This window comes from Methanosarcina sp. UBA289 (assembly GCA_002496565.1).
In the GTDB taxonomy this organism is placed as follows: Archaea; Halobacteriota; Methanosarcinia; order Methanosarcinales; family Methanosarcinaceae; genus Methanosarcina.
The window spans coordinates 26323-39204 of sequence record DAKJ01000023.1; the positions used below are offsets into that span (position 1 = coordinate 26323).

At 34.4% G+C, this 12882-nt stretch carries 9 protein-coding genes and 1 pseudogene; 6 read left to right on the plus strand and 4 right to left on the minus strand.

The annotated features are described in order from the left end of the window. The first annotated feature begins 290 nt into the window (after positions 1-290). From BP549_RS12730 to BP549_RS12745, 4 genes are all read left to right on the plus strand, one after another. Positions 291-770 (plus strand): hypothetical protein, encoded by a 480-nt coding sequence (locus BP549_RS12730; RefSeq protein WP_292381163.1) that lies wholly within the window; start codon positions 291-293, stop codon positions 768-770. 152 nt (positions 771-922) lie between these two features. Continuing rightward, the gene (locus BP549_RS12735; protein ID WP_292381166.1) at positions 923-1378 is read left to right on the plus strand and encodes a hypothetical protein; all 456 of its coding nucleotides are present in this window, start codon (positions 923-925) and stop codon (positions 1376-1378) included. Between the two features lie 406 nt (positions 1379-1784). Beyond that, positions 1785-2744, plus strand: a complete 960-nt coding sequence (locus BP549_RS12740) for a hypothetical protein (protein ID WP_292381168.1) — start codon at positions 1785-1787, stop codon at positions 2742-2744. Between the two features lie 407 nt (positions 2745-3151). Then, on the plus strand, positions 3152-3790 hold the full coding sequence (locus BP549_RS12745) for a GNAT family N-acetyltransferase (RefSeq protein ID WP_292381170.1): 639 nt from the start codon (positions 3152-3154) through the stop codon (positions 3788-3790). A 57-nt stretch (positions 3791-3847) separates the two neighbouring features. On the opposite strand, the gene BP549_RS12750 is transcribed toward BP549_RS12745, so the two are convergent. Then, on the minus strand, positions 3848-4069 hold the full coding sequence (locus BP549_RS12750; RefSeq protein ID WP_292381173.1) for an SHOCT domain-containing protein: 222 nt from the start codon (positions 4067-4069) through the stop codon (positions 3848-3850). Positions 4070-4416: 347 nt separating this feature from the next. Further along, entirely contained in the window at positions 4417-5694 is a 1278-nt protein-coding gene (locus BP549_RS12755) for a right-handed parallel beta-helix repeat-containing protein (RefSeq protein ID WP_292381174.1), read from the minus strand. A 1361-nt stretch (positions 5695-7055) separates the two neighbouring features. On the opposite strand from BP549_RS12755, the pseudogene BP549_RS12760 reads away from it, so the two are divergent. Further along, a pseudogene (locus BP549_RS12760) lies at positions 7056-7598 on the plus strand (PKD domain-containing protein); the annotation flags it as partial. Between the two features lie 486 nt (positions 7599-8084). Here the strand turns inward: BP549_RS12760 and BP549_RS12765 are convergent. Next, positions 8085-9215, minus strand: coding sequence for a cation diffusion facilitator family transporter (locus BP549_RS12765; RefSeq protein WP_292381175.1), 1131 nt, complete (start codon positions 9213-9215; stop codon positions 8085-8087). A 1930-nt stretch (positions 9216-11145) separates the two neighbouring features. Beyond that, complete coding sequence (locus BP549_RS12770; RefSeq protein WP_292381177.1) at positions 11146-11601, minus strand: YqaA family protein; 456 nt, start codon at positions 11599-11601, stop codon at positions 11146-11148. Between the two features lie 290 nt (positions 11602-11891). On the opposite strand from BP549_RS12770, the gene BP549_RS12775 reads away from it, so the two are divergent. After that, the gene (locus BP549_RS12775; protein ID WP_292381179.1) at positions 11892-12416 is read left to right on the plus strand and encodes a winged helix-turn-helix transcriptional regulator; all 525 of its coding nucleotides are present in this window, start codon (positions 11892-11894) and stop codon (positions 12414-12416) included. Positions 12417-12882 lie beyond the last annotated feature (466 nt).

Sequence of the window (12882 nt, forward strand, 5' to 3'; positions counted from 1 at the left end):
AGTAAATCCTGGCTTAACTTGAGAGTAAAAGACGGCTGATTCTAAGCCCTGTATTTAATAATAAGAAGCTCCCCCATAATTCCATCCAGTTCAGAAACGCTTCGCTTTTGTGCTTATTTTCTCGTTTTAGACATTTAACTGGGTGGTAATTGGTGAAAAATTACATATTCCTCTTATCTATGGAATTATCGAGTTCAGAAGAGCTTCAGTAAAAATTTGTTTAAAAATAGAAAGATAAATTTAGGAAGACGTGCTAAGGTTAATCGTTAAGTTTTGAGAAAGGTGATTGATTGAGTACTGGAAGTCTTCGGACTTATAATAAAATCGAACCATCTATATATTCTATAAAAGGCAGAATAATCCAAATTATCGGGTTCTCTGCATTATTAATCTGGATTGTAATATATGAAATCAAAGCAATCGATTTTAACGAATATGCCGACGGTTCATTACTTGATGTCGGTTCATTAATAAAAGCACTGTTATTTCTAGCCGCATTTTCCTTTATGATTTCTATTCTTCTAGGAACATGGATACACTACAAAACAAAAAACACATATTCTGATAATCTTTCAAACTGGATAATCAAACTAGTTAAGTGGTTTACATTAGGATTACTTGTTCTCATGATGCCAATTCCACTTATATTATTCCCAGAATCCAACCGACTCTTTGACATATGCTCAATTGTGTTGCTGTTTGCAGTAAAATACATAAGAGATAAACTGTTAATAAAAATGGAAACCGAACACGAAAGGACATGCATGTAAAAAGGAAAAAGCCGTCCAAGATTTCAAAACATCCATGAGTAAAAAATGATCGAGTACAGAAAAGCTTCAGTAAAAAATTATTTGAAAATAGAAAGATAAATTTAGGAAGACGTGCCTAAGGTTAATCGTTAAGTTTTGAGAAAGGTGATTGATTGGGTACTGAAAGTCTTCGGACTTATAATAAAATCGAACCATCTATATATTCTACAAAAGATAGAATAATCCAAATTATCGGGTTCTCTGCATTACTACTATGGCTCTTAGTATATGCGATCGAAACAATCAATTTTAATGAATATGAAAATGATACATTATTTGACAACGGTTCATTAATAAAAGCAATATTATTTCTAGCCGCATTTTCCTTTATGGTATCTATTCTTCTAGGAACGTGGACATGCTATAAAATAACACGCGCTTATTCTAATGATTCATCAAACTGGATAACTAAAGTAATTATGTGGTTTGCATTAGGACTTATTGTTCTCACGATATCATTTCCACTTATATCATTCCCAGGACCAGACCACCGATTCTTTATGACATGCTTAATTATATTGCTGTATGCAGGAAAATGTGTAGCAAGAGAACTGCTAAAAAAAGTGTAAACCGAACATAAAAGAACATACATGTAAAAAAGGAAAAAACCGTCTAAGATTTCAAAACATCCATGAGTATATCCTGGCTTAACTTGAGAGTAAAAGACGGCTGATTCTAAGCCCCTGTATTTGGTTATAAGAAGCTCACCCATATTTTCCCAGTTTAGAAACGCTTCGCTTTTGTGCTTATTTTCTCGTTTTAGACATTTAACTGGGTGGTAATCGGCCATAAGTGTTGTATCTTATATGTTGCAGAATAACTGAGTCTAGAAAAGCATACAAGCAACAAAATTGAAAAAATTAAACGGTTTTCATTTTTCATTTTATTTTGACTATGTAAGTTTCCTTCATCTACTTTATCTGTCCGCTGATAAAAATCAATATACATAAATAAAAAAATGTTATATGTAAGTTTATGGTAGAAGAGAATAAAAAAGATGACTTAATTGGTTTAAAACCGCCCATTAGTTTTGTTCCTCATTTGTGGGGACAAATTTGGAAGTTTAAGCTTTTTCATAGCTCAACATATTCATTTAGCCAAGACGTGGAGTCAGCTATTTCTGGTACATATGAGCATTTTGATCGGTATATTACTTTAATGAATCTTTCTAAAAGATTAGTCCATGGCTTGGATAAAGATTATGAAGAGTTGATTAAAAAAGGATACTCCACTGCTATTTGTTATAAAGAATTAGCAGCTATTGTTGATAGTATGTTTTGTGAACTTTATTCTTCGGTGGATTGTACTCGGACTGTTATTGCAGCTGTATATGGGAATTATCGATGTGTACCCTCGGACTCAACTTCAAGACTGTTTAAATATGCCGCTGTCGGAAAACTTAGTGGGAACCAAGTTAAAAAGTTAGTCCATATGGATGAAAGAGTGCCAATTGAAATAAGAAAAGCATTAGCAGATGGACACAATGATTGGTCCCCAAAATTGAAAAACATCAGAGATGCAATAAATCATTCGAGTATTGGATATTGCAGTGACCTTGAAAGAAGAAAAAAAGGAGAGCTTGAACCAAAAATATCTTATTTCCATCGTAGTCTTGCAGATAAAGAAGGGAATATACTTGTAGCTGAGGATATATTTAAAACGCTTTCTGATTACGAAGTAAAAGTAAATCTGTTTCTTGGGTCTGTTTATTATGCATTAAACCAAACCTTGAAAGATGAAGAAACCACACAAGTATGTGGAATTTTTAACGGTCGTGCTTATCTGAGACTTGTGTCACCATATGAAGCAATAGATTTTAACAGTGGAAGATGTCTATCTAGAGAATGGTTCGAAAAAGAAGATCAACCGACATGTCCGTATGTAAATATATGTGGGGCTTATGTAAAAAATGAAAATGTGGATTGCTTAAACTAATCCATTAGTTATCCTATGTTTTCCAAAATTTCCATTGTGGTTTTTTCTCAGTTGTCTCAGGCAAAATCTTTGTATTTAACTTTCCGTTTTCTTGAATAAGCTCTGATATAAACAGCCTGTTTCTATGTAACTTCATTAAGCTATGTGATCTGGTCATCATGTGTAGCTGCACAGGAGTTATATTACTTAGTATACAGTTGTTTTCATAAAATCATGTATTTTTTCTCGAATAGAGTTATAATTGAAGGCTATTTATTGAGACAAAAGGAAAAATGCAGTAATCTTAGGCAAAAACCACTGCATTTAAACGATATACGCCCAATATAATAATATTTAAAATCATTGAACTGCTGTAATTAATACTAATCAGACACTTATACTGAATAAAAAGTAAAAAGGAATTAATCATGGATTTTATAATTCGCAATGAAAAAGTAGAGGACTTTAATCAAGTAGAAAACTTAACAAGAGAAGCATTTTGGAATCTCTATGTACCTGGCTGTAACGAACATTATTTAGTACATATTATGAGAAATTATCCTGATTTTATTAAGAAACTTGATTTTGTTGCAGAATATAATGGCGAAATAATTGGTAACATTATGTACACCAAAGCCTGGTTGTATTCGGAAGATGGAATTAAGATAGAAATTGCTAGTTTTGGCCCCATAAGTGTATTACCAAAATATCAGCGGAAAGGCGTAGGCAGTGCGTTAATTCGCCACACAATTGATATTGCTAAAAACGATGGAATAAATGTAATTGTTATATTCGGTGACCCCTGTAACTATTGCAAGCACGGTTTTAAAAGCAGCAAAGATTTCAATATTAGCGATATGAATGGTGAATACCCTTACAGCATGCTTGCTTTAGAATTAAAAGAAGGAGTTGTTAAAGGGCACAACTGGAAGTATAAATATAGTCCAGTATTAGAAATTAATGAAAATGATGCAGAAGAGTATGACAAAAAATTTGAACATAAAGAAAAAGGATACAACCCTTCCCAGGAGATATTCTCAATTGCAGTAAGATCATACCTAAAGTAACTTCATCTAACAATCGCTCCCCAGTCAAACGCAAAAGATAAAAGACTTTTAAGGTTACTACTTTGAAATCAGAGTATTTTTTATCTCTTCAAATTCCTCTTTTGTAATTTCACCTTTAGCATATCTTTCTTTTGCTGTATCCAGTGCAGACTTTCCTTCACACACGTGTGTCTTGCTTCGGTTAATGAGATATTTAATTGACAGAAAAGCTAGTACAATTATAGGAATCCAAAGTATGATTACTCCAAAGATCATTATAATTTCACTTGAGCCTATCATTGATTGACCTCATTTGATATATTTAGCTAATGTAATAAATAAATTATGTTTCTAATGTGATAAACTGTAATAAGATATGAAACGAGATAATGATTATCTAACTTGAAAACGGCAAGTTTCCAGGCAGCCAGATAATTCAATAGTTTTACAGGAAAAATATTGTGTTTCAGAAAATATCGTGGAGTCTATACCGAGCACGTTTTTATAAGAAATCGTATCTTAAAGGACTTTATTATAAGAAATCGTATAAGAAGTAATTTTAAATGACTTTAGTGCTGCAAAATTAGTAGTATCACATACTTATTAGTAATATCACATACTTTATACTGCGTTAAGTTTAAAAAAATTTAAAAATGGTGTACAAATGTTGTACAATACAATATGCTGTATATTATTGCCATTAGTTGTAACCTAATGGTTGTAGTAAGTGGAACAGAGCCTAATCCCATTGGTTTTACGTAATTACATGTCCATGTTGAGCCTGTCCAGGTCCAACCTGAAGAAGTCTGATTAGTTTTAGGATCTCTAAAATCGGAATTAGAAAAACTTGTTTGATATACATCCCCCTTTTCATTATTGTAAAAACAATTGTTAGCTACAGAAAGGTTTGCTCCTACAAGATCAGCAATCGCATACCCTGTTCCCGTCTGAGAAATTGCAGTATGTTGAGCTGTATTTGTAAAAACATTATCTTTTATTATTGTACCTTGTCCTCCGGCTTGATTTCTAAAAGCATTATTTTTCACCCCATCAAAAATATTGTTATAAATCTGAGTGCCCTGGAATCCATCATTAACTATGCCTCCTGTAGATGGAATATTATAACTCTGCCCTGTTTCATAGAACAAATTGTGGTGAATCTGAACCTTCTGAATGTTTGAGACTCCGGCATCATAGGCAGTTAACCAAATACCTTTTCCCCACGTTCTATTAAGGACATTATTATAGATCTCCACATTACTTACAGTACCTTTTGAATCTTCTATCTGGATGCCAGGATCACCACCACCGGCATCCAATTGCGCATCTATAACATTGTCATGGAATCTGACATTTGCAGAGTTCCAGATCCTGAGGCCACTGTTTGTTCTTGTAGTTATTCGATTACTGAAGCATTCAATATATTGACTATCAATACCATAGAAGCCTTCATGCCCGAGTCTGTAAACAAGATTATTATAAAATTTAATGTTTTCACATCTTTTGGTTCTCAGGCCATCTCCCAAACTATCGTGAAAAGTGCAGTTATAAACCTGTATATTATCGCAATCGATCATATAGATGCAGTTATAAAATCCTGCACCATGAGGAGTTTCTGAATTGCCGTTGCTGTTTGCATTAATTTCTAAATTTCGAATTGTGACGTTTTGAACACGATTTCCTGAAATTAATGGTTTCCATGCAGGCCACCCAGCGTGATCTGGAATTGTGATTACAGTTCCAGGTTCACCTTCTAGAATGGTGTTAGATTGAAGAATTATTGAGTCTGTCAAAATATAAGTTCCAGCAGGAAGGTGAATTCTACCTCCCTGCTGAAGCTCTTGGTTAATATCATTTTGGTTTGCTGCTCCAGCTATTTCAGGTAACAGTAAAATAAATAGAATAATAGCGGAAGATATTTTCATTTTTTTAGATCCCTTAAAGATATGTTGTGAGATGAGTAGACAAACCAACAAAGTAATCCAACAACGAATTATAGCAGCTACAAATTCTTATAGTAATTATTTAAATAATTCCATTATGTTGATTGACAAATTAAGTATGATGTTGATTAACAAATTAAATATGATATTTCCGGTCGTGGTGCAAAAAATCTGGCTTTTTCACAAAATCATTAAAAACTATCACAATTCGGAAAGTTAAACATTTTCATTCAAGCGAAAACGACACATAAAGATAAGAATTATAATAATATCAAACTGAGGAAATATTATTTTTGCAACAGAACCGATTTAAATGCTCATTCAGAAGTTTTTGCAACGGAACCTTTTATATAAATATTTATGAACGACCATATAACATATTAAACATATTTAGATATTGAATATATATTTACAAAATGTTATATATTTATATGTTATAATGTACTGCAAAAACGGGGATAAGAATAAAACGTGCTTTCTTCTGTATTCGGTGAAAACAGAATACATCGATTTTCCAATATATAAAATGTAAATAATGTGGTTATTTTTGTAGTGATTTATGTAAACCCAAACTTTGGAAATCGATGTTTCCTGTTGATTTGAATAGCCATTTTAGGTTAACAAATTACTTAACTGAATTACAAATAAAGCAAATTTATGTTTATCACAAAAACTTCATAAGAATAAAAATTACAACATATAATATTTAGGGGTATAATATGAATAAAAATTCGCCAATATTGGTTTTACTAACAGGTTTCGTTCTCTTGTTAGTATCAGTTCTTCCGGTTATGGCATCTACAGATACTGCAAGTGATTCTGCGGCATTATTATCTAGTGAACTTGCTAGTAATCAGCACGAAGATCAAGGTGTGAAGTTTTCATCGGATCCAATATTCTTCTCTGACATTGCTACAATTGATTTTGAAAATTTATCAGAGTGGACGGTCATTTCCGATCAGTACATAGACCTAGGTGTGATTTTTTCAGGGGATCCACAAATTTTAACAGCTGGTCAGAGTTTAAACGTTGGAGGATATCCACCACGATCAGGAATAAATGTTGCAGGTAGTTTTACTGATGGTAGAATTCAGGCCAATTTTACCAATCCGGTTTCTGACGTTGAAGTTTATTACTGGTCAAAAGACAACTTATATCTTGATGCATATGACGCAAATGGTATATTAATAGAGACTAAAACCGGCATCCCAGACACTGATGGTTATAACCACGGCCCAATAATGTATAATCTTAATATAAGCAATAAGTCAGGAATCTCAAGTATAGTCATTAATGGTGCTGCCAATTACTATGTCATTGATGACTTTAGTTTTACCACTTCAACCTCCCCGGTTGCTGAATTTTCTGCATCTCCAACTTCAGGAAAAGCCCCATTGACAGTCAAGTTTACTGACAAGAGCACAGGATCGCCAACTTCATGGAAATGGAGTTTTGGAGACGGGACATCTTCAACCCAGCAGAATCCAACGCATAAGTATTCCAAAGTAGGGAGTTATACTGTTAAACTTACAGCAACAAATGGTAAAGGCAGTAACACGGTAACAAAAGCAGATTATATAAAAGCAGTAACAAAACCAGTTGCTTCATTTTCTGCGAAACCTACCTCAGGAAAAGCACCATTAATGGTTGCCTTTACTGACAAAAGCACAGGAATACCGACTTCATGGAAATGGAGTTTTGGAGACGGAGCATCTTCATCAGAACAGAGTCCAAAACATCAGTATTTACAGGAAGGAAACTATAAGGTTACACTTACAGTGACCAATGTGGCAGGTAGCAATACTGTAACGAAGACAAATTTCATAAAAGTGACAACAAATACAAGACCGGGGTTATTCTCTGAAAAAAATAAACCCTTAAATTGAAAAATTGAAGTTTAAATCTAAAAAGAGTGGGGGATTTATTCTTCAAAAATAAAAATAATTATTCAGAGTAGATAAAACAGCATCAATAGCAATCTTTATAAAAATTTAATAGATAAATATATACGAATCGATTTTCTTTGAGTGTTAATGATTGACTACTTTTTTTCTATAAGTTAGTAATCAGACTTACCGACAGTAGACCAATTTTCTACAAATTCAAAGTTGAATTTCTGGATACGATCTCACAATTTGGTATAGTAACTTTTCGAGATTTATGATTTTTCAGAACTTTCGCTACACTACCCAATCAATTGAGATAAAGGGCAAAATAAAGTATTTTGAGGAAATTATTGCATTTTTTACTTGAAAATAGCCTGAAGGTTCCGGCAATTTCACCGGAACCTGAAGAAGAAATTAAGACAAGTTTTTAGAAAGATGAGATTCTTACAGTAAAAAGCCAACTAAAACTACAATTTTTTTAAGATTTCATTGGGAATAAGCCTTTAAAACATGTTTTTGTATTCCATGCAGTACTTCCCGATTCTCAGGCTCACAGTGACAGCATTCCCCTGAAGCTGTAAGAGGATCCACATGGATAGTGGTGCCGGAAAGGTAAGAAAAGTTTTCAAGAAGTTTCTCTCTTATTGCATTGGCGATTTCATGCCCCTCCCCAACCGAAAGAGAAGGAGCAACGGAAGCATTAATCTCCGCATGGAGCCGATGTCCTATCCAGCGGACTCTAAGGTCCGTGACTTCACAGACTCCTTCTACACTTTCAGTAATATTTTTTACTTTATCGATGACTTCGGGCTCAACGCCGTCAAGAAGACGGGTAAATACTAGCTTGCTTGAATCAAAGACGATTTTGAGGATGCTTATCGTGATTAACATTCCAATGACAGGGTCAATGATCGGATATCCCAACCAGATTCCGATGGCTCCTATGAGGACTGCAAGGCTGGTAAAGCCGTCCACTCGGGCATGGTATCCGTCTGCAATAAGGGCTGCACTCCCTATCTCCTTTCCGATTTTCATCCTGAACTGGGCCACAACCTCGTTTCCAATACAGCCTATAATTGCGGCAGCAACTACAGCCTGCAAATGTTCAACAGGCTGAGGGTTTAAGAAGCGGTTCACAGACTCATAACCCGCAACCGCGGCACTGAAAAGGATAAGGAGAACAATGATTATACCTGCAAGATCCTCTACTCTGCCATATCCGTAGGAAAAGCGTTTGCTTGGTTTTCTTCTGGCCAGGGAAAAAGCTATTGCAAGAGGAATTGCAGTTGATGCATCCCCGAAGTTATGGATGGTATCGGCAAGAAGGGCAACACTTCCCGAGATAGAAACAATGAAAATTTGCAGAACTGCTGTGATCATCAGCCCGATAAACGACCATTTTACTGCCCAGAGCCCTTTGTTAGTAGCAAGTATGGAAGGGTCTACAGTCCCATGAGTGTGACTGTGCACGTGGGAATGAGTATAGGAGTGATCATGAGAATGGGCGTGAAAACGAGAGAGGAAAGTGAAAAGTCTGTTTTTTCGAATATTCTCATGGAGCTGTTCGGAACTGCCCTCCTTTTCCTGAGGATGAGAATTAGAATGCTTTTCGGACATACTGACACCTTATATTAGTATTCTATTTCGAGCCGATCCCAAACCCCATCTCGCTCCTGATAATCAAAGATTTTCGGGATTGATAAGGATGATCTTTCACGATAAGAAGCTCGATCAGTCACCCAGAGACTAAATTCAAAGAGCAAATTTTGATTTACGGGATAAGCTCATCAAGCAAACTTGGCGGCGCTTTTATAAATAAGTAGTTATCTTTAGAAAATAATTATTTATGCAGGGATTCATACGTTTTTTTGGAGAAATGCCATAGGAAGGGACTTTTTCTCTCAGGCGGTTTATATTCAGTTTTCCTGTAAGAAACAAAAAACTGGAGATTTATTACTAAAAATCAGTGTTGAAACTGTTTCCAGGAGTGACACCCGACTTTGATGTTGATTTCTTTAAGGAAGGACGAATTCATAAATACTCAGTTTTCAGTTATAGGATTAAATTGGAATATTTAATAAGTTCTTAAATTTTATTATTACAAAACCTTATAACATAATATAAAATTATGAGGAATTTAGAAAAATAGTCCTGAAAATGAAAATAAAAAAGGATGGATCTATCCTAGCATATGAGTAAATGTGAAAAACAGCTGCAGGAAAAGAGGAAAAAATGAAGGGCAAATTGAGGACAGAACTTAAGTTCAGAACAAGTTATATTTATACTTCAGTTTTCACAAAACTTAGCTTTTTCCTCTCCAGAACAGGAAGCTTTATATCCTATCCATTTCTGCCAAAATCAGCACAGCTTTTCTTTAATACGTTTGACCTGTAAAGGATATTCCCTATTTCTAAATTCACATTACCTATGAAGCTAAGGTCCGTTACCCAAATCCATATCCTTACTTAGTTTTCGAGTTTAGTAAGATTGGGTAGAAACTCAATCCTCTATCCAAGAGCAAACAGACATACAATAAGATGACGTTCATCCCGGGATATTCAATCTCGGGAAACGTGCACCTATATAGAAAAAGAGCAAATTTTTAAATGAGATAGAATTCGGAGGAATTAGACGATTCAAACAAGATCAATAACAAGAAAACCTGAGATTATATGGAGTCTTGATATCAATGAGGATGGAAAATCTTATCAGGAAAATTACATGCTCCTGTTTCCCAGATATGTCAGTTCAATAGATGAAGAATAAAATATAAATAAAATATAAATAAAATATAACAATTAGAAATAAAATTTAATAATTATAATCCGGTTTTCGAATATATCAAATATCGCTCGATGGAGATACTCTCGAGCAAACTTCCAGATATCCCGCAGAAAGGAAAAAAATAAACTTAAGCCAATGGAAATCTTAATCACTTACCTTTTTTGATTCGGAATAATTTTTGGTTCAGAACATACCCCATAAGCCGTTTTACTCTGCAGTCATCAGAGTTTCAGAGTATTATCATGATAAAACCCCATTGATTATCTGAAAACTGATTAAAAGAAGCAAATTGTGGGTTACGTGATAAGTCCTGTACAATAATATATAAATCCAGTACAATGCCGAAAGACAAAGGTAAGGAAATTTATTGAAGTAATTCGTGTTTTGTGAAATGTCAAGTTAAATTGAGTACAAAATGAGAAAAGAGAAAGGAAAAAGAAAAGATCAAAAAATAAAAAATGGAGGTTATAGTTAGACATCGAGTCCGTTTTTAAAGACCTGGAAGACAGGCAATAAAAATAAATTAAAGCAATAAAATCAATTAAATTTGCTTTAACAATTAAACATAGTATTTCGTATTACATAAATGTATCTGTTTGCTCCGTATAAAGAAGAATTTTTGGAGTATATGCCTGGAAATAGGAAGATAGATGGAATTAAAATATACGAAGAAGTTTACTTAAATGAATGAGGTTCAGGAAAAAGATTACTTAAATAAATGAGACTCAAGAAAGAATTAATAAATATATCTCGAAATCGTAAATCATTTGCTAAAAAAGACTGTCAAATAAGCGATTGCAAAATAACGCCCGAATTTCCCAAGGAAGACAAGGATAGAGAAGTATCGGAAAGGAAGCTGCATAATCCCGGCAACCATAGTAATCGCGTCTCCAATACCTGGCACCCAAGTGAAAAGAAGGGTGTAAATGCCATATTTTTTAAAGAGCCTTTCACTTTTCTCAAGCTTCTCAGGAGAAGGAGAAAGGTATTTCTCAAGTACCAGACGCCCTTTTAGCCCGAGATAGTACGTTGTGCATGATCCGAGATAATTACCTGAAGTCGCTACTAGAACAACAGCAAAAGGATTAAATCCCTGATAAATGAGAGCTACCACCAGCGCTTCCGATCCTAATGGCAAAATTGTGGAAGCCAGAAAGCTCAGGACAAAGAGGTTCAGGTAACCGTAATCGGCAATAAAGGAGCTCAAAGCTTCAAACATTCTATTCAACAATCATAATTCAGTATTTGAAGCTATCGTTTCAGGCATCAAATTAACCATTATTTTATAACGAACTAGCCGTCGTTTTGTAATAAATAGTAAGTGTTCAGTTACTTTTATTCCTAACTTATTTTTCTACTATACTGAATGCAGATTGTTTTCATATCGATCTTGGATGCAGCAAGTATTTTTCCTCAAGCGGGTGGATACCCGAGGTTCGGGGAAGTTTACTAAATTCGCGGCGCTTGCTTTGTTTTTCCTTATTATAATCACAAAAAGGTAAGATAGTAATGGAACTAGATCTTGAGACTAGAAGGAAAATTTACGAACAAATAAACAAATCTCCTGGAGTCCACTTTAGAGAACTCGAGCGAAGGCTGAAATTGGTAGTGGGCAGCTTGCAGTATCACCTTCATTATCTAGAAAAGAAAAAACTGATAGTAGCTTCAAATGACGATGATTACCTTCGCTATTTTGTAATAGATAAGAACTTAAACGAAAAAGAGATAAAAATACTGTCTTTGTTAAGGAGATCCAGCTGCAGGCACATTCTCATCCAACTACTCAATAATCCTGACCTTAATAATAAAGATCTCTCTCTAGCTGTTGGTCTCTCACCCTCAACCATTTCCTGGAATCTGAACAAACTTGTTGAAGCTGGAGTAATTGAAAGAAAAAAAACCGGAAGGATAAGTAACTTTACAATCATTGATCCTACCGCAGTTGTTGAACTCCTTATATGCTATAAAGAAAGTTTTCTCGATACTCTGGTTGATAGTTTTATAGAAACGTGGGAATTCAAGAACTTTAAGTAATTAGTCATCCATCGCTTGGTTGATATTATTCCAATATGATCGAAATATAGCTTTCCTATTTTTTTCCGGTAAACTTAACACTCCTTTAAAAGACCTTCAGTATGGCATTTAAACCGAACCACAAGCGATGTTGTAGGTAACGTAAGGGAAACATCAATCAGGTACTGCTAAATGATCAAAGTTATGGGTTAGTCTCGTTCCCTAAGTCCTACTTCATTAAAATTCAACCGGATAAAAATGGACGAAAATTGTTATGCTTACTGAACAAAAGTTTAAATTATTTATTGTGGCGGGAAACATGGAAGAAACTTGGAAAAACCCGCCACATCCTCATATGACGAAGGCCTAAGATATTTTGCGGTGTTGATCCCGATTAATCACCGCAATAACCTTCATTTTTTATTCCTCACTAAATATAATAATTATTCTGGTACATTATTCGAAAATTAGTACAATTGTCGAATAT